A 21,747-nucleotide genomic window follows, 5' to 3' on the forward strand; every position below is an offset into this window, starting at 1 on the left:
CGGAAGAGTGAACCGGCCCCTAATCCCCTAACCGCCACGGGGGCGCCGGACGTGCGCGTTAGGGCGGCGGGACCGGTGTCATCCCCGATGCGGCAACCCATCCCCCTTACCTAGCGTGAACCTCGCAGAACCCCCCGCCCTAGGAGTAACGAGTTGTCCCCCTCAGGCCAGACCCTCCACGACTTCGTGCTGAACCTGCTCACCGATGAGGCAGCTCGGTCCGCCTTCGGCACCGACCCGGCCGCCGCCCTGTCCGGCGCCGGTCTGCAGGACGTCACCGCCCAGGACGTCCAGGAGGTCGTCCCGCTGGTCCTCGACTACGCGCCCGGCGGTGTTTCCGTGGAGTCCCCCGAGTCCGGCCTCGCCGCCCTGCCCGCCGCGAACGACGTGACCGGCACCGAAGGCGCCATCGAGCAGCTGCAGGCGCTCGCCCAGGTCGCCGAGGGCGGCGGCCTCACCGGTCTTCCCGGCCTGGACGACCTGACCCGCTCCTCCTTCGCCGAGGACACCCCGCTCGGCTCCGTCGCCGGCGCCCACCAGATCACCCCCGACGGCATCGCCGCGACCGGCGCCTACGCCGGTGAGCAGCTCGCCGGTTCGATCGCCGGTGACGCCGGCCCCCAGGGTGCCGCCGGTTCCCTCGCCGCCGACAGCGAAGCCGTCGACCTCGGCAGCTCGATCTCCGGCTCCGCCGAAGGCGCCGCGGCCGCCACGGGCGTCGGCACCGAGGCGCTGTCCGCCGGTGTCGCCGGCGCGGGCGGCGTCCACGGCGTCGACGCCGCGTTCGCCGGTATCTCCCCGGTCGGCGACTTCGACGGCGACCTGTTCGCCACCACCGACAGCTTCGCCGGTTCGCTGAACATCGCGGGCCAGCAGTACTCGATCGACAGCGGCTCGCTCGGCGACCTCGGCGGTGGCCACCTCGCCGGCCTCGGCGACCCGGCCACCGTGCTCGACTCCACCGCGCTGCCGCGCAGCGGTGAGGAGGCCGCTTCGGCCACCTCCGGCACGCTCGCCGGGTACGTCTCCACCGGTGGCGAGTGGCTGGCCGGCGGTGTCGCCACCGGCGGCACCACGCTCGGCGGTTACCTCACCGGCGTGGCCCCGGCCCCGGCCGACCAGTCGGTCGTCGACAGCTCCGGCACGATCTCCGACCAGATCGCCGCCGGTTCCGGCCAGCTCGCCGGCCACCTGGAGAGCCTGCCGATCGACGTCCCGGCCGACCTGCCCGCCGACCTCCCGGTGGACGCCCCGGCCGCCGCGCCCGGCGACCTGCCCACCGACCTCCCGGTGGACCTGCCCGCCGAACTGCCGACCGACCTCCAGGTCGACCTGCCGGAGCTGCCCGAGCTGCCGATCGTCAACCCGCTGCCCAGCGGCGGCCACGACGGCGGCGCCTCGGAAAGCCCGCTGGGCCAGCTCGGCAACGGGCACCACCTGCCGGACCTGGGTGACATCACCGGGGGCCTGCTCGACTTCTAGACCACGGCGACTACCTCCCCTGTCGAGCCCGCGCCAGCTACACCCGCTCGGCGGTCGCCTCCCCGTGGCCCGGCCCGTTCACCTGAACGGGCCGGGCCACTTTTGCATTTCGATTCGGACACGGCACACTCCTTCGAGTGATGGCTTCGCCCTGGCTCCAGCTGATGGACGACACCATCCGGGCCTGCGCCGCGCACGGGACCCCGGATCTGCTCCGTCGCCTGCGTGAAAGACGCGCGCAGCTGATCGATCCGAAGCTGCGCATCCTGGTCATCGGCGAGACCGGTCAGGGCAAGAGCCAGCTGGTGAACGCCCTGGTCAACGCGCCGGTGTGCGCCACGGGCGACGACCTGACCACCACCGTGCCCGCGGTGGTGGAGTACGCCGAAGCGCCGAGCGCGGCGGTCGTGCTGAACCCGGCCGTCCGCCATGACCGGATGATCGAGAGCGGCCCGTCGAGCCAGCTCGTCCCGGCCGCGGTCGACTCGGTGACCGCGGACGCCAACCGCGAGGCCGCGCAGCCCGGCACCGAGATCGCCCGCGCGCACATCGGCCTGCCGCGGGCGCTGCTCGCCACCGGCCTGGTGCTCATCGACACCCCGCCCGCCGGGGGCGCCGCCCGCACCGCCACCGCGCTTTCGGAGATCCTGCAGGCCGACGCCGTGCTGATGGCCACCGACGCGACGAGCGAGTTCTCGCCGAGCGAGCTGGAACTGCTCACCCAGGTCGCCAGGGTGTGCCCGACGGTGATGGTGGCGCTGACCAAGATCGACATCGTGCCCGGCTGGCGCGTGGTCGCCGAACGCAACCGCGCCCGGCTGGCCAAGGCCGGGCTGAACGCCACCGTGGTGCCGGTGTCCGCGGCGCTGCGGCTGGCCGCCGCCAAGGCGGGCGATCGCGACCTCAACGCAGAATCCGGGTTCGAGGAGCTGATGCACCGGCTCAAGCACGAGTGGCTGGACCAGGCCGACGTGCTGCACACCCGGTCCGTGGCCGCGCTCGCCGGGATGACCGTGGACCAGCTCGTGCCGCCGTTGCAGGACGAGTTCTCCGCCACCCAGCGCGGTGACTCGCCCGAAGCCGTCGCGCGCTGGCAGGCAGCCGGGCGCAAGCTGGAGCAGCTCCAGCAGGACTCCGCGCGCTGGCAGACCCTGCTCGGCGACGAGATCTCCGACCTGATCGCCGACCTCGAGTACGACCTGCGCGACCGCACCCGGCAGATCCTGCGTGACGTGGACGAGTACTTCGACGCCGCCGACCCCTCCCGCGACTGGGAGACCTTCGAGGACTGGCTGACCGACAACCTGGCCACCGTCGCCGAGACGAACTTCAACTGGCTGCTCGAACGGTTCGACTGGATCGCGCACAAACTGGCCCGCCAGGTCGCGCCCGGCGACGAGAACCTGTTGCACGAGCTGCTGGTCGCGGACGCCCCCGACGACCACGCGAGCGGGGTGCGCAAGCCGCGCGTCGAGCGGTTCTCCGTGGGGCAGAAGCTCTTCGTCGGCATGCGCGGGTCGTACACCGGGCTGCTGATGTTCGGCCTGGCGACCACGGTGGCCGGGATGCCGCTGATCAACCCGATCTCGCTCGGCGCGGGTGCCGCGTTCGGCGCGAAGAGCGTGTTCGAAGAACGCGGCAACCGGCTCAAGCGGCGCCAGGCCACCGCGAAGACCGCCGCGCAGCGCCACGTCGACGACTTCTTCCTGGCCTACGGCAAGGAGAGCAAGGACGCCGCACGGCTGCTCCAGCGCGCGCTGCGCGACCGGTTCACCGCCTACGCCCAGCAGCAGCGCCAGGAGATCTCCGCGTCGGCCAAGGCGATCAAGCAGGTCATCGACACCGAGGCCGCGCAGCGCAAGCAGCGCGCGCAGGAGATCAGGACCGCGGTGAACGAACTCGCCGCGATCCGCCAGCGGCTCAAGACGATGGCCGCGGCCCGGATCACGCCCAGCTCCCCGCGGGGGCTGATCGCGTGATCGCCGAGGCAGCGGGCGAACTGCTGCAGCGCGCGCTGGCGTTCTACCAGGACAGCCCCCGCGCGACGAGCTGGCTGGAGCGGCACCTGGCGCGGTTCGCCGAACCGCTGCGGCTGGCCGTGGTCGGCCCGGCGGAGACCGGGAAGTCCACCCTGCTCAACGCGCTGGCCGGGGACGAGGTGGCGCCGCTGAAGCTGGGCGACCGCCAGGTGATCACCTGGTACCAGGGCGGCTCGGCCCCGCGTGCGCTGGCGTACCCGCCGGGCGGGGCCGCGCCGTGGGAGATGGGGGCCGAACGCACCGAACGGCGGCTGCGGGTGGACCTCGCGCCGCTGGCCGGACAGCAGGTGGACCGGCTGGTCGTCGACTGGCCGAGCCGCCAGCTCCGCGACGTGGTGCTGCTGGACACGCCCGCGCTGGACCCCGAAGCCGGCCCGCAGGCGCTCGCGGGCGGGCTGACCGACGCCGATGCCGTGCTGTACCTGGTGCGGCGGCCACACGGGCCCGAACTGGACGCCCTGCGCACGCTCCACGGCCCGCCGAGCCCGTGGGCGCCGCCCGTGCACGCGATGGTGGTGCTCTCCCGTGCCGACGAACTCGGCGCCGGCCGGGTCGACGCGCTGATCTCCGCCCGGCAGGTCGCCCGTCGTTACCGGCGGACCGACGAGGTGCAGGACCTGTGCCAGGACGTGGTCGCGGTCGCCGGACTGGTGGCGAGCGCGGGCCGCACGCTGAGCGAGCCGGAGTTCACCGCGTTGACCGCGCTCGCGCAGGTGGCCCGGCCGGAGCTGGAAACCAGGCTGCTCTCGGCGGACCGGTTCGTCCGCGCCGACGCGCCCCTGCCGTTGAAACCCGGCGCCCGCGAGTGGCTGCTGGGCCGGTTCGGCCTCTTCGGGCTCCGGCTGGCGACCGCGCTGATCCGCCGTGGCGCGAACACCGTGCCCGCGCTGGCGGGACAACTGGTGCAGCGCAGCGGCCTCGGCGAACTGCGGGACGCGATCGCCCAGCAGTTCAGCGCACGCGAGGACGTGCTGAAGGCTCGCGCCGCGCTGCTCGGGTTGGAAGTGCTGCTGCGGCGCGAACCGCGTCCCGGCGGTGAGCAACTGGCCCTCGAACTGGACCGTCTGGTCTCCGGTGCGCACGAATTCGCCGAACTGCGGGTGCTCGCCGCGTTGCGCGGTGGCCGGTCCGAGCTGCCGGAGGAACTGGTCGAGGACGCCGTCCGCCTGACCGGTGGCCTCGGCGTGGGCCTGCTCGAGCGCCTCGGGATCGAGGAGGAGGTCGCCCCGGCGGAACTGCAGGAGGCGATCCAGGACGCGCTGTGGCACTGGCGGGAGCAGGCGGTGAACCCGGCGCTGAGCGGCACCGCCCGGCGAGCCGCGGAAGTGGTGCTGCGCAGCTGCGAGGCGATGCTGTCGGGGAACCCCGCCTACGCCTGAGCGTCAGTAGTCGAACTGGTCGACGTTGTCGTTGGTGATCAGCAGCGGGTCGCCGAGCACCAGGGTCTTGTCGGCGCCGTTGTAGCGCACGGCCGGCAACTCGGGGCTGACGTTGTTCAGCGGCTCGGGCACCTTGCCGTCGGCGGCCTGCTTCCCCGCCCACGCGGTCAGGTAGCCGAGGTTCTCCACGTCCCACAGCACCGACGCCGACGCCGAACCGTCGCGCAGGTACTCCTTCATGGACTGCGGGGTGCCGACGCCGACGGTGAACACCTGGCCGATGCGCCCGGCCTCCCGCACGGCCTTGGCCACGCCGGGCGCCGAGGTGGTGCACTCGCCGACGAGCCCGGTCAGCTGGGGGTGCGCGGCCATCAGCTCCTTGGCCTTGGCGACCGCGGCGTTCTGGTCCTCCCCGACGTGGACGATGTCGACGATCTGCGCGCCGGCGTAGTTCTGCGCGGTGTAGGCCTTCTGCACCGCGATCCAGGCGTTGAGGTTGGCAGCGGTGGGGCCGCAGGACACGATCGCGTACTGCCCGGTGCCGCCGGTCTTGCGCATCAGCTCGTCGGTGAGCGCCCGGCCGATGCTCTCCGCGCTCGCCTGGTTGACGAACAGCTCGCGCCCGGAGTTGGGGGCGTCGGTGTCGGTGGTCAGCACGCGGATGCCCTTGGCCTTGGCCTCGGCGACCACGGGCGCGATGGAGTCGGGGTCGTTCGGTGCCACCACGATCACGTTGACCCCGCGGGCGACGAACTCGCGCACGATGGCGGCCTGCTCGGCGGCGTCGGCGGTGAGCGGGCCGCGGTAGGTCCAGCGCACGCCGAGCACGTCGGCCGCGCGCCTGCCGCCCTCGTTCATCGCGTCGAAGTAGGCGATGGACTGGACCTTGGGCACGAAGGCGATCTCGATGGACTCCGCCGGTGGCTCGGCGGGGGGTTCGGCGCCGCACCCGGACAGGACCAGGCAGGCCGCGGCCGCGATCACGGCGAGCCGTCTCGGCAGCCTCATCGAAGGGTCCTTTCGTCGGGCGCACGCGCGGAACAGAACGAACGTCCACCACGTGGGTTGCGAGCGAGTAACCAAATCGCCGCGGTCTGGTACAGGGTTCACCGTCCACCTGACCGGGCACGCGCGAACACGGAGTGTACGCGGACGGGCTCAGACCGCCGCGTCCCGGCCCCGACTCGGGAGTGACCGGGCTCACGCCCATCCGGGCTAACCGGAGGCCGGGTCGACTACTGTCCCCGTGACCCTGTGCTTCTCCGGAAAGGACCGTCATGGCTGTCGCCGCTGACCTCGACCACGCCACCGACTCGCCGTGGGACTGGGTCGCCGAGCAGACCCGCAACTACCTGGCGTCGGGTGGTGTGGAAGGCCACGAATCGAACGGCGTCCACACGCTGGTGCTCGCCACGACCGGCCGCAAGACCGGCACCCCACGCCGCACCTGCCTGATCTACGGCAAGGCAGGCGAGGATTTCGTCGTCGTCGCCTCGAAGGGTGGCGCCAACGACGACCCGGCGTGGTTCAAGAACCTGGAAGCGAACCCCAGCGTCGGCGTCCAGGCAGGCACGCGCCGCTTCACCGCCCGCGCCCGCGTGGCCACCACGGTCGAACGGACACCGCTCTGGTACCAGATGGCAGCCATCTTCCCGCTGTACGACGAGTACGCCGAGAAGACCGCCCGCGAGATCCCGATCGTCCTACTGACCCCGTCCGGGTCCTGATGAGCACCTCGAACCCGCAGGTCAGAGGCTCTGTGTCGGGATGACAGGATTTGAACCTGCGACCCTCCGCTCCCAAAGCGGATGCGCTACCAAGCTGCGCCACATCCCGTAGAACCAGCCACCGTCGGGTGGCTTGCACCCAGCTTAGCGGCAACCGGTAAGCTGCCTGTGCACCCGGTCCTCCGGGGGCGCGCGGGCGTAGCTCAATGGTAGAGCCCCAGTCTTCCAAACTGGCTACGCGGGTTCGATTCCCGTCGCCCGCTCAGCTGCATCATCGCAGGTCAGACACTACGAAGCGGCGGCCTCCCGAGTCCGGGGAGGCCGCCGCTTCGTCGTTCGTGCCATTAGCTCCTCGGCGATCTGCCGGTCATGTGCGCTGGTCGCGTGCTGGTAGATCAGCGCGGCCCGGAGGCGCCACGCCTCGGACGCCGACCGCGGACCAGGTCGGCCGATGCTGACCTCTCCGTCCTGCGCCTGCGCCGCCCGGCCAGTCATCGTCTTCGTGTTGATTGTCGCCGCACGACCCATCGGACACCTTCAATTCATTCTTTGTGGACAGTCTTATTCGGTCACTTCACCGTCCTTTCCCGGCACGCCGGTCCGGTCGAGGTGGTTGGCCAGTTCATCCGCTCCGTCGCGGAGCTGGCGAAGGAGGGAAACGAACCTGGGCCACTGGGAAGGGTCGGGCGGGGGCATGATCGCCAGGCTGTCGGGATCGAGGTAGATCACCAGGGCCGCCAGCTCCCGCGCTGAACCAATCTGCTGCATACCCGCGACCGCTTCCGGCCCCGGATGCCATGTCGCGTTGAATGCCATGAGCTTCTTCCTGCTGTGAGCGGATGTGCCATTGCTGCGCTTGGGCGTCGAAAGCCTGGGCGGCGGTCTCGACAGCCGCGATGACCCACCAGGGTTGGTCAGGCTCATCGGCAAGGACTCGCCACGCGTACGCCACCGCGTTCGACAGTCGTGCCATCTCCGCAGCTCCCTCGGCTGAGTGATCACTACTGAGGTCGCTGTACCGCCGGTAGACCTCCTCCCAAGCGCGAACCGCCTCACTGCTCACCATCGGCAGCACCTTCCGGACGAGCCGACACGACCTCCAGCCCAGCGCGGGCCTCGGCGAGCGCAGTGGCGAAGTGGTCCAACGCGTCACCGTCGATCAGCAGGGCCACGGGGAACGCCTTGCCGAACCGGACCTCGACCCGGTTGGCGTAGGTCAGGGCGCGGGCACGAATCGGCAGGTCCGCACTCACGTGAATCTGCACCGTGTCGCGCATGACAGGCCCTATGCCGCTGCCTGCTGCTGCGACGCGGCCGACTTCCCGCCGCTGGACTTCTGCGCCGTGCTAGGCATCCCTTTCGCGCGCACGTCATCGACCGGGAACCGGTATCCACCCGAAATCGCCATGGACTTGCCTCCTTGGGCTCGGTCACCGGGCCAGTCCCGGCAACGTGACACCCAATCTCCGCCAAATCACCGGACGTGATCACCACGTGGCGGGACATCTGGGGACGTCCTTGGTACGGTCGAAGTCGTCCCTACTAGTCCCCGGCGGGGTGCAGATGGCGAACGAGCGGCTCCGAGACGCACTCCTGCGCAACGGGCTCGACCCCGAACAGGTCGCCAAGGCCGTCGACGTGGACCCGAAGACGGTAGAGCGCTGGATCACCAAGGGACGCACGCCGTACCCGAAGTACCGGCACAAACTGGCAGCCCTGGCGCGCGAATCGGAGAACTACCTGTGGCCCCAGGCAGTAGCCGCGGAACGCAAGGCCGAGACCGCAGCGGCCGAGGTGGTCAGCGTGTTCCCACACCGCAACGCCATCCCTGCGGACCTCTGGGACAGGCTCATCAAGGATGCCGGCCAGACCATCGAGATCCTGGTCCACGCCGCGTTGTTCCTGGTCGAACGGCCGCGCTTCGTGAAAGACCTGGCGCAGAAGGCCGCCAACGGTGCCCGCATCCGGCTGGCGTTCGGTGACCCTGAAGGCGACAGCGTGGCCCTGCGCAGCGAGGAGGAGCAGCTTGGCGAGGGCACGCTAGCCGCCCGCATACGCAACGCCCTGGCCTACTACCGGCCGCTTGTCGACATGGACGGCATCGAGATGCGGTTCCACAACACCACGCTCTACAACTCGATCTTCCGCCTGGACGACGAGATGATCATCAACACCCACGTCTACGGCTTCCAAGGCGCCCACGCCCCCGCACTGCACCTGCGCAGACTCTCCGCCGGGGACCTGTTCGAGACCTACTCCGAGAGCTTCGAAACAGCCTGGAACTCCGCCCGCCCAGCCACCCTCTAGGAGGCACCATGGCCCGCCGCGACTACTACTACGACCCGAACGCCCCCGCCGCCAACAGCATCGCAGTCGCAGTCTCCGCCTTCATCCAGGACGACGAAGGCCGCATCCTCATGATCCGCCGCACCGACAACGACCTCTACGCCCTCCCCGGCGGACAGCTCGAACTAGGCGAAACCCTCACCGAGGCCGCCGTCCGCGAGGTCCGCGAAGAAACCGGCATCGAATGCGAGGTCACCGGCCTCATCGGCATCTACTCCAACCCCAACCACGTCATAGCCTACGACGACGGCGAAGTCCGCCAAGAGTTCTCCATCTGCTTCCGCGCCAAATACCTGAGTGGCGACCTTCATACGAGCAACGAGAGCAAAGAGGTTATTTGGGTTTCGCCAAAACGACTCACAGAAGTCGCCGCACATGAGTCAATAAAAATGCGCATTGAACATGCACTTGCAGCAGAGAGAAAACCTTTCTATTCCTGATCCAGTCTCGGCGACTCGTCCCTATCCACCGAGGGAATGGGGGCATACTCGACCATTTCTGCGAAGGTTTGGTAGATTTGCCGATTCGCACTTGCGGTAGCAGCGATCAACTGGCCGAAAGTAGCAAGACATGCACGAACCTTCTCGCCATTGTATAGATCGCGATCGCAGGCACCTTCAAGCGTCGCACTGAACGGAAGGCAGGTCGTTACGACTGGCTTCCATCTAATAGACGCCTCGCGAGGCGAGCAATTGTCGGCGAACCTTATGCCGAACCTGTTCGGTATCGCTCTATCGACGATAGATTCGATGCTCTGAGCTATAGCCGACGCTAGGACCGGGATAGAGCCCCTCTTCCGAAAGTAGGACATGGCGTTCTTCTGCAACTGGGTTCGATCACCGTCGGCCACATCTACTATCTCCTGCTTCGCTTCCTCAATGGAACGAATTAATGAAAAACAGAACACTATATGACGCGCCGTAGTTCTATCGGAAAAATAGTCGGCGTAGATTCTATCTTGCACCCATATTAATCTAGTGTCATTGTACGCCAAATTGGGCTTTCCCTGGAACGCGGCGAGCGCTTGTGCGACAGAATTGTTGGCAAGCAAGTTCTTCTTGCGCTCAATGGCTTCGCGCACCCCACCACGTCGCCCTCCGCGATAGTCAGCATCGGGAATCAGTTCGAATTCCCTGCGAAGACGGTTCTGAACCGCATCATTGCTCCGAAAGTCGGCTGCTTCGACCTTATTTTGAGTATTATTAAACTTCACTATATTTTGAAGCACCTCCGGGTCGGAACACTTAACGAAACGCGCCATTATCCAAAGACTGTCGAGGCTTGCCGCTTCGGGGCCGCTGAGCACACCTAAGGTTCCTGTCGTTTGAGCACCATTAACGACCCCCAAACCGTACACAATAATCTTATCCGACTCAGACGATTCGAAATCCCTGGAGTCTATTTCATTCACGATGATTGTCAAACCATTATTGTAAATCCAGAACTGGTCAGCCTCTCCTGTGGCTGTATCACGTATCCCGTTGTTGATATTCTTTGCGGATTTAACAATCCCGAGAAAATCTCGCACATTGGGCGAGAACAAGTCTCTCTCGTGCTTCATCCACACATCACGTAGCCACGATCCGCGGATTGACGTACAGAAAGCAGACCATTTTTCTCCAACCTGGGTAAACCCGCCGTTCACGGGCACAACAAACTTGTCAGTAACCGATATTGCAACCTCCGTCCGCGCATACCAGTTGTCCAGAGTCTCACGCCCAACCTCGCGACCAAGAACGGTTATCGAAGAGGAACTCTCGTAAGCATTCCTAATAATATGCGCCGCCGTGTTAGTGGCTTGAGTTATCTCTCGACCCACGTTTTGCGATTCTGGACAATTATGCACGTACCAGATTTCGAAGGATCCGAATTGGCCAGACTCCAGCGCTTGACGCACTTCGACTGCCGCCGAACGCAGATTGATCGGCATCTCGTTCAATTCGCCGCTAAGTAGCCAAGAGGTAGCCGTATTTAGATCGCTCGCCTTTCCAGCATTCGCTTCAGCCTTTGCCGTTCTGGACATATAAGACTGCGCAATGATAACTTTTCCTTGATCTCGATCAACATGCACAAGATCACATTTCTTGTCATTTGGCCCATCAGTCAAGGAGGTGGCCGCAACCGACTCAACATCTTCGATGCCTAAGTCCAACTGCAGCGCAAAAAGCAAGAGCCCGTTAGGGCCATATTTAATCAAGTCGCTGCGAGCTGAGAACGACTCAAGCGCAGGGCTGTACAACATGCCTCCCGATCGATCAATTCTGCCGAATTTGGCTCTATGGGATCAAGGCGCGCCGCCGTCGGCGGCGCGCTGGTGCGGTTCCGGCCCGCCGCCCGCGCGGCGGGCGCATTCATACCGACACACCGGGCTCCCGCTCCGCTTCGCCCGGCGGCCGGGCGGTGCGCCCGCCGAACGCGTGGGTGGAGCCCGGTAGCTGGCAGCGGTGTGGATTGGCATCGGAGCCACCCCCGTAGAGTTCTGTTCAGCGGGAGTCGATCAGCGGGCACGCTCCGTTACGGAGATCACGGACAGCGCTGCCATCCCGACGCCTGATCGTGACAACGGCCGGTCGCACCGGCCGCGTTCTGGGTTTCGTGTCGGGAAGCAGGGTGGGGTGTGGCGGGCGCCTGGAGTCGTGCCATTAGCGTGCCATTAGAGGCGGTCAGCGACGGTCAACCGGGGCAGCTCAGGACCGCAGCCGTGCCAGCCCAGCAAGGACGAAAGCCCAGGTCAAGCAGTCTTCCAAACTGGCTACGCGGGTTCGATTCCCGTCGCCCACTCAGCTGCAAAACCGCAGGTCAGGAACACCGAAGCGGCGGTCTCCCCAGTCCAGGGAGGCCGCCGCTTCGCCGTTCATGCCATGGGGGCCAAGCCGCCCCTGGACCGTGAGGTCAGTCCGGCTTCACTTCGCGGGCTGTCGCCATGGCTCGGTCTAGTTCCCAGTAGGCGCGCATGGAGCGGATGAGGCCGTCCGGGCCGACGCGGTAGACGAAGACGCCATCCGTGTCCACGCGGTAGTTGCCTGGTAGGTACGTGGTGATGGTGCCGACGTTGGCGACCTCGTCCCCTGCGGCGTGCGAGTCGCGGATGGTGAATTCGAAGCGGGTGACCTGGGCGATCGCTTTGTCCCAGAATGCCGCGATGCCTTCGTGGCCGTGGTGGCCGTTGCCGTCCGGGTCGAAGTGGGAGGGGCCTACCGGGTCTTCGACGGTGGCATCCGCGGCGAACAGGTCCAGCCACTCCTCCTTCGCCCCGCGGGTGACCGCTTGCATCGAGCGCCACGCGGCCAGGCGGGCGGGTGGCTGGTCGGCCTCGGTGTCCCAGCTGACGGTGATGCTCATCGCCCCTCCCCCACGGCCGCGATGACCTCATCGCCGAACTTGCGGATCGAGTCCTTCTTGGCCGACAGCTCGCCGTCGAAACCGATGCCGTCGAACATCCAGGGCATGGTGATCACGTCCGTCACCCCGATCTCCGCCTGCTGCCGGTAACCGTCCACACCGAACCGGTCGATGCACACCGCCTGGTATTCGAACGGGACGTCCGCGCGGCCTGCCTCCGCCAGCAGTTCGCGCAGCCTTGTGATGGTCGACCGCAGGTCGTCGAACTTCATCATCGCCGACGACCAGCCGTCCCCGTACTTGGCCGCGCGGCGAAGGGCGACCTCGGTGTGCCCGCCGATGTAGAACGGCACCCGCGCCGGCGGCGTCGGGCTCATCCGCAGCTTGCCGAAGTCGAAGAACTCGCCGTGGTACTCGACCATCCCGCCGTCGAGGATCAGGCGCAGCACCTCGATCGCCTCGTTCACCCGCGCCCCTCGCCGGGCGTACGGGGCACCGCACCACTCGAACTCCTCCGGCGACCACCCCACCCCCAGCCCCAGGCCGAACCGGCCGCCGGTCAGCGCGGCCACCGAGTTCACCTGCCTGGCCAGCAGCACCGGGTTCCGCGACCCGAGCTTCAGCACCGAGGTGTAGAACTCGATGTTCGTGGTGACCGCGCCCATCGCCGCCGCGGCGACCAGCGGGTCGGCCCACGGGGTCTCCTCGTTCCAGAACCTGTTCCCGTCCGGGGTGTACGGGTAGTCCGCCGACACCTCCTCGGAGTAGAACAGCGAGTCCGGCAGCACGACCGAGGAAAAACCGCTCTCCTCAGCCGCGACCGCCAGCTCGGTGAGCTGGTCCAGCGGGCTCATGGCAACCGAGAGGGAGAACTTCACAGCGCAGAACTATAACGTGTTCTAGTCCCGCTGGCTATCCCACGTCACGCCGCCGGAAGACCGCCGCGGCCACCGCGAACGACCCCGCCACGTACGCCGCGAGCACCAGTGCGGCGACCGGTCCGCTGGTCGTCTCGACCACGCCGGGCGCCTCCCGCACGCCGAAAGCCACGGCCAGCGAGCCGGAGTTCGCCCCGAGCAACCCCGTCCGCAGCGCGTCCACCAGCGGCAGCGACGCGGCGGGCGCCGAGAGCTGGTCGAGCACCACGGTCACCAGCAGGCCGACGCCGATCCCGGCACCGACGTTCCGCACCAGGATGCCGACCGCGAACCCGGTCGCCGCCCACGCCGTGAGCACCAGCCAGATCGCGGCGAACACCAGCAGCACCGGACCCGGGCCCGGCAGGGCGAAGGACCGCCCGGAAGCGACCGCCACGCCCAGGCTGCCGACGAGGCTGGCCAGCAGCGTGGCCACCGAGAGCACGAAGCCGGCCACGAACACCGTGAAGAACTTCCCGCCCAGGAAGGAAATCCGCGAAGGCCGTCGCATCAGCAGCGTGCGCAGCGTGTCCCAGCGGTAGTCCGAAGTGGACAGGATCACCCCGAGGATCAACGCCATCGGCCCGCCGAACGCCGGCAGGCCACCGAGGATGTAGCGGTCCAGCCCGGCGGGCAGCAAAGCGCCGAGCAACGCCTCCGAGTCCGATGAGGACAGTCCACCACGCAGCAGGTAGACCAGCAGGTAGCTGAACCCGAGGATCTGCACGAACCAGATGCCGCTGACGATGAACAACGCCGGGTGGCGGCGCAGCGCGAAGAGTTCGGCGCGGACCGCGACGGTGCTCATGCCGTCCTCCGCTCGGCCGCCCAGTCGTCGGCGCCGGTCAGCTCGAAGAACCGGTCCTCCAGCGAACGCCCGCCCGCGGTCAGTTCCGCCAGCGTGCCGTCGAAGACCAGTCGCCCGTCACGCAGCACACCGACGCGATCGCAGACCTGCGCGACCTCGGCGAGAAGGTGGCTGGACAACAACACCGTCCCGTCCATGGCCCGGATCAGCTCCCGCAGCGCCGCCATGCTCGCCGGGTCCAGCCCGTTCGCCGGTTCGTCGAGCACCACCAGTTCCGGCGAGCCCAGCAGGGCCGACGCCACACCGAGCCGCTGCTTCATCCCCAGCGAATAACCGCGGTACCGATCACCCGCCCGGTCCGCCAGCCCGACCCGCGCCAGCGCTTTGTCCACTTCGGACTCGGGTACGTCCGAATACCGTGCCAGCAGGCGAAGGTTGTCGCGGCCGGTCAGGTGCGGGTAGAAGGCCGCGCCCTCGATCAGTGCGCCGACGCGGCCGAAGACAGCGGGGTCGCCCGGTGCGTGCCCGAGCACGCGCACGGTGCCCGAACCCGGCCGGACCAGGCCCAGCAGCGTCCGCATCAGCGTGGTCTTACCAGCCCCGTTGCGGCCCAGCAGCCCGTACACCTGTCCCTTTTCGACGCGCAGGTCGACGCCGTCGAGCGCGGTCGTGCGCCCGTAGCGCTTCGTCAGCGCGCTGACCTCGATGGGTCTCATCACTCACTCCCGTTCAGCAGCGCCTTCAGCGTCGCCGTGTAGTCCTCGAAGGCCAGCCGCCCGCGCCGGGTGAGCGACACGTAGGTCACCGGGGTGCGGCGCTGGTGGGTCTTGGTGATCTCGACGTACTCCGCGTCTTCGAGCTTGCGCAGGTGGGTCGACAGGTTCCCGGCGGTCATGCCCAGCAGGTCCTGCAGTCGCGGGAAGGAGATCGAGTCGCCGTCGGCGAGCGCCGCCAGCGCGACGGTCACCCGGAGCCGGGCCTGCGCGTGGATGACCGGGTCCAGTTCCACGGTCATCGGCACCGCCGGCGCTGGACCAGGGCAGGCACGCCGAACCCGAGCAGCCCGCCGAACGCCATCACCGCGGCCTGGTAGTCCATCCCCACCAGCACCGAGACGACCGCGGTCACCAGGAACACCACCCCGGTTCCGTAGAACGTCGTGTCGCGGAACATCGCGCCACCGGCCAGGCACAACGCGCCGGTCAGCCCCATCGTGCTGCCCGCCCACAGCGGGCCGATCAGTTCCACCGGCAACCCCTTGGCCATCAGCAGCAGGTTCACCGTGACCAGCGCGGCGAAGCCGAGCGGCCAGGTGAAGCCGTACATCGCCCCGGCTCGCGAGGACGACCCCTTGACCCCCTTGCCCGAGCGGATACCGATGACCGCGGAGACCACCGAGCCGAAGCCGACCAGCACGGTCATCACCACCCCCGGCACCCACAGCGGGAAGAGCGGCCCCGGCCAGCCCTGCCCGGCGAGGTGGAAGGTGAGGAAGGCGACGAACCACAGCACCGCCCACATGGCGCCGATGTGCTCACTGCCCCCTTGCAGGCGTTTCGCCACCACCGCCGACTCGCGGTCGATCAGCTCCAGCGACTCCTGCGCCGACAGGTTCGGCGGACTCTCTCCCGGCACCGTGACCACGTCCCCTCAGCTTTGCGTTGCAAAGTACTTGGACTTTGTACCGCAAAGTAGTCGGCAAGAGCAAGTTCACTACGGCATCTGGCCCTCCCGCCAGCCGCGGGAAAGGATCTCGGCAGCCGTCTCACCAGGGGTTTGCCGCGACGAATCGAGCCAGAGCCCGAACTGCGGGGTGTTCCGGCGGAGTTCCGCGTCCATCATCTCGGGCGTGTAGCCGACGTACGCACTCTTGGCCCGGCCGCGTTCGCGCGAGCCCACCACGGCCGGATCGGGCGCGAGCACCACGACGATCAGCGGCCGGCTGCGCAGCATGCCGATCACCTCGGTCAGGTACGGGCCGAGGATGACGTCCTGGTAGACCACGCTGAACCCGCCTTCGAAGTACCCGTCGGCGCAGGACGCGGCAAGCCGGTAACGCAGCCTGAGCTGCGCGATCGCCTCCGGGGTGGGCTCCGCCGACATCTCGTGCCTGCCGGTGACCACCATCTTGCGGAAGAGATCACCTCGCAGGTGCACCGCGGACGGCAGCGATCCGGCGAGTTCCTGGGCGACGGTGGACTTGCCCGCGGCGGAGATGCCGGTGAGCAGGTAGACGGCTTTCGACATGCACCCGATGCTCCCAGCCGCCCCGATCGCCCGCAGCTGAATTTATTGCGGTCGCGGGATTTCGCCCACCACAATCAGCCGCATGAGCACGCAGGGGGTATTCGACGGGGCCATCGCCGACGACTACGCCGAATACCGCCGTGGTTATCGGCGGACCGAGATCGAATTCCTCGCACGGGAGTTCGCCCTGCGCGAACGGTCGAAGGTGCTCGATCTCGGGTGCGGGACCGGGCAATTGACCGTGCCCTTGGCCGCGCACGCCGGATGCGTGCTCGGGATGGATCCGTCCGCGGACATGCTCACCCACGGCCGGAAGCGGGCCAAGGAAGCCGGTGTCGGCAACACGTCGTGGCTGCTCGGTTACGACAGCGATATCACCGATCTGGACGCATTGCTGGGCGAGGAAAGCCTGACCTTGGTGACCATTGGTCAAGCACTGCACTGGATGGCTGCCGAAACGGTGTTCACCACGCTCTGGCCCCTGCTCGAGCCCGGCGGGGGAATCGCCGTGATCGCCAATGGGACGCCGGTGTGGACGCAGGACGAGCCCTGGGCGGACGCCCTGCGCGAGACCGCGTCCCAGTGGCTCGGCCCACCGAGCTTCCCGGCCTGCGGAAGCAGCCGGGAGGAACGCGCCACCTACGCCGAACTGCTGGTCAGGACCGGGTACACCGGGGTCGGCGAGCACCGGTTCGACTACCGCGAAGAGGTCGGGATCGACGAGTTCATCGGTTCCTTCTACTCGGCCGCGCCCCGCGACCGGCTGACCGCGGAGCAGTGGAGACTGTTCGACCACGATCTTCGCCAGGCATTGACCGCCGCGCAACCGGAAGGCCGATTCTCCGAAGCCGTACCGGTGCGAATACTGATCGGGCGTAAACCGAAGGGGTGATCGAGAACACGGCCACCCCGTGATCCGCATCACCCATTTTACGGTAATCCCAGCGGACCGTTTCCCGCTTCGAGCTGGGACGTAGTTCCGATATCTGGTCGTGATCTGTAGCGTGAGTCACCGGATACGGGCGAAGTTCGATTTAGGAATCCGGCGTCTTGCGTGTTTATCGTCCGGTGGTCGGCTATTCGGTCGACGACCCCGACACTCGCAACACCGCTTGGAGGACGAAAGTGTCCACCGCTTCGTGGCCGGCGTCCGGCCGCAAACACCGGATCGGCACCGTGACCGCGGCTTTCGCCGTCGGCGCCGGTGCGTTCCTCGCCCTGCCGGGCACCGCTTCGGCAGCCCCCGCCCCCGTCACCGCCTCGGCCCCCGCTCCCCCCGAATTCAGCGGGACCACCCATACCGAGGCCGCGAAACCTGCCGGGCAGAGCCTGGTGGAACTCGCGGCCGAGCAGCAGGGCAAGCCCTACAGCTACGGCGCCACCGGCCCGGACAGCTTCGACTGCTCCGGCCTGACCCAGTTCGTGCACCGCCAGCTCGGCATCGAGCTGCCGAGGACCTCCCGCGACCAGCGCGCCGCGGTGGCCACCGTGGACCGCGCCGCCATGCGGCCCGGCGACCTGGTCTTCTTCGCCAACTCCCGCGGCAACGTCTACCACGTGGGCATCTTCGCCGGTGACGGTCAGATGTGGGCCGCGCCGGAGTCCGGTGACGTGGTGCGCCTGCAGCAGATCTGGACCGACTCCTACACCGTCGGCCGCGCCTGGTGAGCCCGGGTGGTCCGGTTCACCCCCCCGACGTGAGCCGGACCACCCGACTGGGGGAACCTCACCCCCGCCGTCCGCGTTGTCCGATTCAGGAGACCGACAACGCGAGGAGTCACCATGGGCACCGCGATCGTCCTGATCGTTCTCGTCGTTCTGGTGGTCGGCGGCGGGGTCTACCTCGCCAAGAAGAACGCGGCGGCCAAGCAGCAGCGCCTCGAGGACGCCAAAGCCGATGCCCGCCGCCTGCTCGAGCGCCTCGGCGGGCAGGTGCTCAACCTGACCGGTTCGGACACCGCGTCGCAGCAGGCGATGGCCGACGCGGCCGAGCGCTACAACGCCGCGGGCTCGCAGATGGAGCAGGCGCGGACCGAGGAACAGGCCCGGCTGGTCAAGGAAACGGCCGTGGAGGGCCTCTACTACGTGCGCGCGGCGCGCGTCGCGATGGGCATGGACCCCGGTCCGGACCTGCCGCGCGACGTCGAGCGCGAGAACGCGGGCAAGGTCACCGAATACCGCGCGGTCGACGTCGAGGGCCAGCACTACGAGGCCTCGCCCGACCCGACCTCGAACACCCCGCACTACTACCCCGGTGGCCGCGTGGCCGGACGGCCGGTGCCGCAGGGCTGGTACAGCGAACCCTGGTGGAAGCCGGCGCTCGTCGCGGGCGCCTGGGGCCTCGGCTCCATGCTGCTGTTCGGCGCGATGTTCTCCGGCATGGCCGGGATCGCCAGCGCCGGGGCCTGGGAGTCCGGTTACGACGCCGGCCAGGAGGACGCGGCGGCCGAAGCGGACGCCGGTGGCGGCGATGCGGGCGGCGACGCCGGAAGTGACGCCGGCGGCGGTGACTTCGGTGGTGGCGACTTCGGCGGCGGCGGGGACTTCGGCGGGGGTTTCTGACCCCGGCTCAGGAAGGCTGGCAGGCAGGGCACCAGTAGAGCTTGCGGCCTGCCAGCTCCGCGAAGGCGACGGGCGTGCCGCAGACCAGGCACGGCTGCCCGGTGCGCCGGTACACGTAGACCTCGCCGCCGTGCCGGTCGTTCCGCGGCACGCGGCCGGTGACCTCGGGCCGGTGCTCGTGGGCCACCGTGTCGATCCGGCCGACGCGCACGCCGTCCTTCATCAGCACCACCAGATCCGCCCACATCTCGTCCCACAGCGCGCGGTCCAGCGCCTTGCCGGGCAGCATCGGCGCCACGCCGTGGCGGAACAGCACCTCGGCGCGGTAGACGTTGCCGACACCGGCCAGCACCGACTGGTCCATCAGCAACGCCGCGATCGACGTCCGTGAATTCGAGATGCGGTCCCACGCCTGCTCGGGCTTGGCGTCGCGGCGCAGTGGATCGGGTCCGAGCCGCGCCTTGATCGCGTCGGCCTGCTCCTCGGTGAGCAGTTCACAGCGGGTCGGCCCGCGCAGATCGGTCCAGTGGGTGCGGCCGACCATCCGCATCCGCACCTGCCCCACCGGTTCCGTGGCGGGCAGTTCCGCCTCGCCGAAGGTGCCGTACAGGCCGAGGTGCACGTGCACGATCCCGTGTGGACCGTAGTCGTGGAACAGGTGCTTCCCGTGCGCCTCGGCGGTTTTCAGCACCTGACCGTCCACAACGGACGCCTCAGCGGCGAACCGGCCCTGCGGGCTGGAGACCTCGACCGGGGCACCGCCGTAGCGCCGCTTGTGCAGCCGCGCCAGGCGGTGCAGCGTGTGCCCCTCGGGCATCAGGGCAGCGCCGGCGGGGTTCCGGTGCGTTCGTAGTCCAGCAGTTGCCGCACGCGCCTGCCGTGCCGCTCGTCCGGCGAGGGCTCGGTGGCGAGGAACGCCTCGACGATCTCGACGGCCTGCTCGGTGGTGTGCATCCGCGCGCCCACGCCGATCAGCTGGGCGTGGTTGTGCTCACGGGTCAGCTTCGCGGTCTCCACGCTCCAGGCCAGCCCGGCGCGCGCGCCGGCGACCTTGTTCGCGGCGATCTGCTCGCCGTTGCCCGAGCCGCCGATCACGATGCCGAGGCTGCCCTCGTCGGCGACCACCCGGCGGGCGGTCTCCACGCAGAAGGCGGGGTAGTCGTCGGCCGGGTCGTACTCGGCCGGACCGATGTCGGTCACTTCGTGGCCCTGCTCGCGCAGGTACTCGACCAGGTGGTTCTTCAGTTCGAAGCCCGCATGGTCGGCTCCAAGGTAAACGCGCACGGGGCTGAGTCTGCCATCCGGCGAGGCGTCGCCCGCGCCCGCCCGGCATGCTGGCCCGATGAGCATCTTCGGGCAGCCGGGCCACGACATCAGGCTCGAATGGGGCGAAGAAGGAATCACCGCACTCGGCGCGGAATGCGCCGTCCTGGTCATCGTGGACGTGCTCTCGTTCTCCACCACCGTGGACATCGCGCTCAGCCGCGGCGCGCGGGTGCTGCCGCTGCGCTGGCGCGACGAGCGGGCGGTGCAGACCGCGCGCGAGGCCGGCGCCATCCCGGCGGGTGAATGGGAGTGGAACCTGCGACCGGCTTCGGTGCGGACCATCCCGGCGGGCACGCTGCTGGCGCTGCCGTCGCCGAACGGCGCGACGCTGTGCGCGAAGGCGGCGAACGCGGACACCCAGGTGCTCACCGGCTGCCTGCGCAACGCCAGGGCGGTGGCCCGGATGGCGCGGGTGCTGGCGCAGGGCGCGCCGATCGGCGTGGTGCCCGCCGGTGAACGCTGGGGCGTGGACGTGCTGGCGAACCTGGGCTCGACCGGCACGCTGCGCCCGAGCGCGGAGGACCTGCTCGGCGCCGGGGCCGTCGTGGACGCGCTGATCACCGCGGGCGCCCAGTGGCCGTCGGCCGAGGCGAGCCTGGCGGCGCGGGCCTACCGGGCGGCAGGCCCGGACGTGGGCGCGGTGGTCGCCAGTTCGTCGTCGGGCAAGGAGCTGAGCCAGGCCGGGCACATGCGGGACGTCGACCTCGCGATCGCGGTCAACTCGTCCCAGGTGGCCCCCTACCTGGATGAAGGCGTCTTCGTGGACGTGACGCCGAGGTGACCGCGCGCTGGGACGAACTCGCAGACGGGGTGTTCGCTCGCCGCTACCCCGAATGGGACCTGACCGTCGGGCTGGTCGTCGGCGACGGCGCCTGCCTGGTGATCGACACCCGCGCCGACGCGGCCGAGGGCGCGGAACTGGCGAGCGCGGTACGTGAGGTGACCCCGCACCCGTGGACCGTGGTGCTCACGCACGACCACTTCGACCACTCGTTCGGCGTCTCGGCGTTCCTGCCGTGCGAGGTCTGGGCCCACGAGAACTGCCATCGCGAACTGGCCGCACGCGGCAACCCGGAACTGGCCCTGCCCGACCGGTTGCTCACCGATCGGGCCGAACTGGACATCGGCGGCCGCCCCGTCGAACTGGTTCACCTGGGGCCGGCGCACAGCGACAACGACGTGGTGGTGCACGTGCCCGACGCTTCGGTGGTCTTCGCCGGGGACCTCGTCGAAGTGGCGCCGCCGGGTTCGTTCAGCGCCGAGTCCTTCGGCACGGACACCACGCTCAGCGGCTGGCCCGGCGCCCTCGACGACCTGCTCGCGCTCGGCGCGGCGGTGGTCGTACCCGGCCACGGCGCCGCGGTCGACCGAGAGTTCGTATTGGCGCAGAAGGGAATCCTGCATCGGCTGATCACTTTGGACAGTGCGGTCCGCGCGGGCGAGATCGACGCGGTGGCCGCGATCGCGGCCTCACCCGTGGCCGAGGACGTCACACGGGCCGCCCTACGACTCGGTTAGGTCGCCCTTCCGAATGCTATGAGTGGGGCATTACTTGCGTTCAATGCAAGTAAT

At 68.6% G+C, this 21,747-nt stretch carries 24 protein-coding genes and 2 tRNA genes; 12 read left to right on the forward strand and 14 right to left on the reverse strand.

Annotated features, from left to right (window positions below; all coding sequences use genetic code 11):
• Nucleotides 1-153: 153 nt before the first annotated feature.
• The 3 genes from L3Q67_RS00635 (at nucleotide 154) to L3Q67_RS00645 (ending at nucleotide 4,900) form a co-directional block, all read left to right on the forward strand.
• The gene (locus L3Q67_RS00635) at nucleotides 154-1,482 is read left to right on the forward strand and encodes an IniB N-terminal domain-containing protein (RefSeq protein ID WP_499187633.1); all 1,329 of its coding nucleotides are present in this window, start codon (nucleotides 154-156) and stop codon (nucleotides 1,480-1,482) included.
• 140 nt (nucleotides 1,483-1,622) lie between these two features.
• On the forward strand, nucleotides 1,623-3,461 hold the full coding sequence (locus L3Q67_RS00640) for a dynamin family protein (RefSeq protein ID WP_499187634.1): 1,839 nt from the start codon (nucleotides 1,623-1,625) through the stop codon (nucleotides 3,459-3,461).
• A complete protein-coding gene (locus L3Q67_RS00645) occupies nucleotides 3,458-4,900 on the forward strand; it encodes a hypothetical protein (RefSeq protein WP_499187635.1) in 1,443 nt (480 codons plus the stop codon). The genes L3Q67_RS00640 and L3Q67_RS00645 overlap by 4 nt, the downstream gene beginning before the upstream one ends.
• 3 nt (nucleotides 4,901-4,903) lie before the next feature.
• Here the strand turns inward: L3Q67_RS00645 and L3Q67_RS00650 are convergent, their stop codons facing one another.
• Nucleotides 4,904-5,908, reverse strand: a complete 1,005-nt coding sequence (locus L3Q67_RS00650) for an autoinducer 2 ABC transporter substrate-binding protein (RefSeq protein ID WP_499187636.1) — start codon at nucleotides 5,906-5,908, stop codon at nucleotides 4,904-4,906.
• 269 nt (nucleotides 5,909-6,177) lie between these two features.
• On the opposite strand from L3Q67_RS00650, the gene L3Q67_RS00655 reads away from it, so the two are divergent.
• Nucleotides 6,178-6,627: a nitroreductase family deazaflavin-dependent oxidoreductase gene (locus L3Q67_RS00655; protein ID WP_499187637.1), complete on the forward strand. Its 450-nt coding sequence runs from the start codon at nucleotides 6,178-6,180 to the stop codon at nucleotides 6,625-6,627.
• A 35-nt stretch (nucleotides 6,628-6,662) separates the two neighbouring features.
• Here the strand turns inward: L3Q67_RS00655 and L3Q67_RS00660 are convergent.
• Nucleotides 6,663-6,736, reverse strand: a tRNA-Pro gene (locus L3Q67_RS00660).
• An 83-nt stretch (nucleotides 6,737-6,819) separates the two neighbouring features.
• On the opposite strand from L3Q67_RS00660, the gene L3Q67_RS00665 reads away from it, so the two are divergent.
• Nucleotides 6,820-6,890: transfer RNA gene (locus L3Q67_RS00665), tRNA-Gly, on the forward strand.
• Nucleotides 6,891-7,188: 298 nt separating this feature from the next.
• Here L3Q67_RS00665 and L3Q67_RS00670 read toward each other — a convergent pair.
• A complete protein-coding gene (locus L3Q67_RS00670) occupies nucleotides 7,189-7,443 on the reverse strand; it encodes a hypothetical protein (protein WP_499187638.1) in 255 nt (84 codons plus the stop codon).
• A gap of 236 nt (nucleotides 7,444-7,679) precedes the next feature.
• Nucleotides 7,680-7,904, reverse strand: coding sequence for a hypothetical protein (locus L3Q67_RS00675; protein ID WP_395905174.1), 225 nt, complete (start codon nucleotides 7,902-7,904; stop codon nucleotides 7,680-7,682).
• Nucleotides 7,905-8,190: 286 nt separating this feature from the next.
• On the opposite strand from L3Q67_RS00675, the gene L3Q67_RS00680 reads away from it, so the two are divergent.
• Both L3Q67_RS00680 and L3Q67_RS00685 read left to right on the forward strand, forming a co-directional pair.
• Nucleotides 8,191-8,934: a DUF5919 domain-containing protein gene (locus tag L3Q67_RS00680; protein WP_499187639.1), complete on the forward strand. Its 744-nt coding sequence runs from the start codon at nucleotides 8,191-8,193 to the stop codon at nucleotides 8,932-8,934.
• 8 nt (nucleotides 8,935-8,942) lie between these two features.
• Nucleotides 8,943-9,413: an NUDIX hydrolase gene (locus L3Q67_RS00685; RefSeq protein WP_499187640.1), complete on the forward strand. Its 471-nt coding sequence runs from the start codon at nucleotides 8,943-8,945 to the stop codon at nucleotides 9,411-9,413.
• On the opposite strand, the gene L3Q67_RS00690 is transcribed toward L3Q67_RS00685, so the two are convergent.
• The 8 genes from L3Q67_RS00690 to L3Q67_RS00725 form a co-directional block, all read right to left on the reverse strand.
• Nucleotides 9,404-11,215: an AIPR family protein gene (locus tag L3Q67_RS00690; RefSeq protein ID WP_499187641.1), complete on the reverse strand. Its 1,812-nt coding sequence runs from the start codon at nucleotides 11,213-11,215 to the stop codon at nucleotides 9,404-9,406. The two genes, L3Q67_RS00685 and L3Q67_RS00690, sit on opposite strands and share 10 nt — an antisense overlap.
• 650 nt (nucleotides 11,216-11,865) lie before the next feature.
• The gene (locus tag L3Q67_RS00695) at nucleotides 11,866-12,315 is read right to left on the reverse strand and encodes a nuclear transport factor 2 family protein (RefSeq protein ID WP_499187642.1); all 450 of its coding nucleotides are present in this window, start codon (nucleotides 12,313-12,315) and stop codon (nucleotides 11,866-11,868) included.
• Nucleotides 12,312-13,193 carry an LLM class oxidoreductase gene (locus tag L3Q67_RS00700; protein ID WP_499187643.1) on the reverse strand — a complete coding sequence of 294 codons (882 nt, stop codon included), beginning with the start codon at nucleotides 13,191-13,193 and terminating at the stop codon, nucleotides 12,312-12,314. Before L3Q67_RS00700 ends, L3Q67_RS00695 begins: the two co-directional genes overlap by 4 nt.
• 34 nt (nucleotides 13,194-13,227) lie before the next feature.
• Nucleotides 13,228-14,040, reverse strand: a complete 813-nt coding sequence (locus L3Q67_RS00705; protein ID WP_499187644.1) for an ABC transporter permease — start codon at nucleotides 14,038-14,040, stop codon at nucleotides 13,228-13,230.
• Entirely contained in the window at nucleotides 14,037-14,756 is a 720-nt protein-coding gene (locus tag L3Q67_RS00710; RefSeq protein WP_499187645.1) for an ABC transporter ATP-binding protein, read from the reverse strand. Before L3Q67_RS00710 ends, L3Q67_RS00705 begins: the two co-directional genes overlap by 4 nt.
• Nucleotides 14,756-15,055, reverse strand: coding sequence for a helix-turn-helix domain-containing protein (locus L3Q67_RS00715; protein WP_499187646.1), 300 nt, complete (start codon nucleotides 15,053-15,055; stop codon nucleotides 14,756-14,758). The genes L3Q67_RS00710 and L3Q67_RS00715 overlap by 1 nt, the downstream gene beginning before the upstream one ends.
• On the reverse strand, nucleotides 15,052-15,675 hold the full coding sequence (locus tag L3Q67_RS00720) for a hypothetical protein (RefSeq protein WP_499187647.1): 624 nt from the start codon (nucleotides 15,673-15,675) through the stop codon (nucleotides 15,052-15,054). The genes L3Q67_RS00715 and L3Q67_RS00720 overlap by 4 nt, the downstream gene beginning before the upstream one ends.
• A gap of 78 nt (nucleotides 15,676-15,753) precedes the next feature.
• Nucleotides 15,754-16,287, reverse strand: a complete 534-nt coding sequence (locus L3Q67_RS00725; protein ID WP_499187648.1) for a nucleoside/nucleotide kinase family protein — start codon at nucleotides 16,285-16,287, stop codon at nucleotides 15,754-15,756.
• A gap of 82 nt (nucleotides 16,288-16,369) precedes the next feature.
• Here L3Q67_RS00725 and L3Q67_RS00730 point away from each other — a divergent pair, with 82 nt between their 5' ends.
• From L3Q67_RS00730 to L3Q67_RS00740, 3 genes are all read left to right on the forward strand, one after another.
• Nucleotides 16,370-17,179 (forward strand): class I SAM-dependent methyltransferase, encoded by an 810-nt coding sequence (locus L3Q67_RS00730; protein ID WP_499187649.1) that lies wholly within the window; start codon nucleotides 16,370-16,372, stop codon nucleotides 17,177-17,179.
• Between the two features lie 233 nt (nucleotides 17,180-17,412).
• Nucleotides 17,413-17,955 carry a C40 family peptidase gene (locus L3Q67_RS00735; protein ID WP_499187650.1) on the forward strand — a complete coding sequence of 181 codons (543 nt, stop codon included), beginning with the start codon at nucleotides 17,413-17,415 and terminating at the stop codon, nucleotides 17,953-17,955.
• A gap of 114 nt (nucleotides 17,956-18,069) precedes the next feature.
• A complete protein-coding gene (locus tag L3Q67_RS00740) occupies nucleotides 18,070-18,849 on the forward strand; it encodes a hypothetical protein (protein WP_499187651.1) in 780 nt (259 codons plus the stop codon).
• A 7-nt stretch (nucleotides 18,850-18,856) separates the two neighbouring features.
• Here the strand turns inward: L3Q67_RS00740 and L3Q67_RS00745 are convergent, their stop codons facing one another.
• Nucleotides 18,857-19,666 (reverse strand): Fpg/Nei family DNA glycosylase, encoded by an 810-nt coding sequence (locus tag L3Q67_RS00745; protein ID WP_499187652.1) that lies wholly within the window; start codon nucleotides 19,664-19,666, stop codon nucleotides 18,857-18,859.
• Nucleotides 19,666-20,133, reverse strand: a complete 468-nt coding sequence (locus tag L3Q67_RS00750) for an RpiB/LacA/LacB family sugar-phosphate isomerase (protein ID WP_499187653.1) — start codon at nucleotides 20,131-20,133, stop codon at nucleotides 19,666-19,668. Before L3Q67_RS00750 ends, L3Q67_RS00745 begins: the two co-directional genes overlap by 1 nt.
• A 58-nt stretch (nucleotides 20,134-20,191) precedes the next feature.
• On the opposite strand from L3Q67_RS00750, the gene L3Q67_RS00755 reads away from it, so the two are divergent.
• Nucleotides 20,192-20,956, forward strand: a complete 765-nt coding sequence (locus L3Q67_RS00755; protein ID WP_499187654.1) for a 2-phosphosulfolactate phosphatase — start codon at nucleotides 20,192-20,194, stop codon at nucleotides 20,954-20,956.
• Entirely contained in the window at nucleotides 20,953-21,693 is a 741-nt protein-coding gene (locus tag L3Q67_RS00760; RefSeq protein WP_499187655.1) for an MBL fold metallo-hydrolase, read from the forward strand. The genes L3Q67_RS00755 and L3Q67_RS00760 overlap by 4 nt, the downstream gene beginning before the upstream one ends.
• The last annotated feature ends 54 nt before the right edge of the window (nucleotides 21,694-21,747 follow it).

The organism is Saccharothrix sp. AJ9571 (assembly GCF_021725495.1).
Classification (GTDB): domain Bacteria; phylum Actinomycetota; class Actinomycetes; order Mycobacteriales; family Pseudonocardiaceae; genus Amycolatopsis; species Amycolatopsis magusensis.

Bases quoted from the DNA above. Each gene is read 5' to 3' on its own strand.
- L3Q67_RS00650 (WP_499187636.1), bottom strand. From the start codon at position 5,908: ATGAGGCTGCCGAGACGGCTCGCCGTGATCGCGGCCGCGGCCTGCCTG.
- L3Q67_RS00680 (WP_499187639.1), top strand. From the start codon at position 8,191: ATGGCGAACGAGCGGCTCCGAGACGCACTCCTGCGCAACGGGCTCGAC.
- L3Q67_RS00655 (WP_499187637.1), top strand. From the start codon at position 6,178: ATGGCTGTCGCCGCTGACCTCGACCACGCCACCGACTCGCCGTGGGAC.
- L3Q67_RS00690 (WP_499187641.1), bottom strand. From the start codon at position 11,215: ATGTTGTACAGCCCTGCGCTTGAGTCGTTCTCAGCTCGCAGCGACTTG.
- L3Q67_RS00670 (WP_499187638.1), bottom strand. From the start codon at position 7,443: ATGGCATTCAACGCGACATGGCATCCGGGGCCGGAAGCGGTCGCGGGT.
- L3Q67_RS00695 (WP_499187642.1), bottom strand. From the start codon at position 12,315: ATGAGCATCACCGTCAGCTGGGACACCGAGGCCGACCAGCCACCCGCC.
- L3Q67_RS00730 (WP_499187649.1), top strand. From the start codon at position 16,370: ATGAGCACGCAGGGGGTATTCGACGGGGCCATCGCCGACGACTACGCC.
- L3Q67_RS00725 (WP_499187648.1), bottom strand. From the start codon at position 16,287: ATGTCGAAAGCCGTCTACCTGCTCACCGGCATCTCCGCCGCGGGCAAG.
- L3Q67_RS00715 (WP_499187646.1), bottom strand. From the start codon at position 15,055: ATGACCGTGGAACTGGACCCGGTCATCCACGCGCAGGCCCGGCTCCGG.
- L3Q67_RS00675 (WP_395905174.1), bottom strand. From the start codon at position 7,904: ATGCGCGACACGGTGCAGATTCACGTGAGTGCGGACCTGCCGATTCGT.
- L3Q67_RS00705 (WP_499187644.1), bottom strand. From the start codon at position 14,040: ATGAGCACCGTCGCGGTCCGCGCCGAACTCTTCGCGCTGCGCCGCCAC.
- L3Q67_RS00745 (WP_499187652.1), bottom strand. From the start codon at position 19,666: ATGCCCGAGGGGCACACGCTGCACCGCCTGGCGCGGCTGCACAAGCGG.
- L3Q67_RS00640 (WP_499187634.1), top strand. From the start codon at position 1,623: ATGGCTTCGCCCTGGCTCCAGCTGATGGACGACACCATCCGGGCCTGC.
- L3Q67_RS00685 (WP_499187640.1), top strand. From the start codon at position 8,943: ATGGCCCGCCGCGACTACTACTACGACCCGAACGCCCCCGCCGCCAAC.
- L3Q67_RS00740 (WP_499187651.1), top strand. From the start codon at position 18,070: ATGGGCACCGCGATCGTCCTGATCGTTCTCGTCGTTCTGGTGGTCGGC.
- L3Q67_RS00710 (WP_499187645.1), bottom strand. From the start codon at position 14,756: ATGAGACCCATCGAGGTCAGCGCGCTGACGAAGCGCTACGGGCGCACG.
- L3Q67_RS00755 (WP_499187654.1), top strand. From the start codon at position 20,192: ATGAGCATCTTCGGGCAGCCGGGCCACGACATCAGGCTCGAATGGGGC.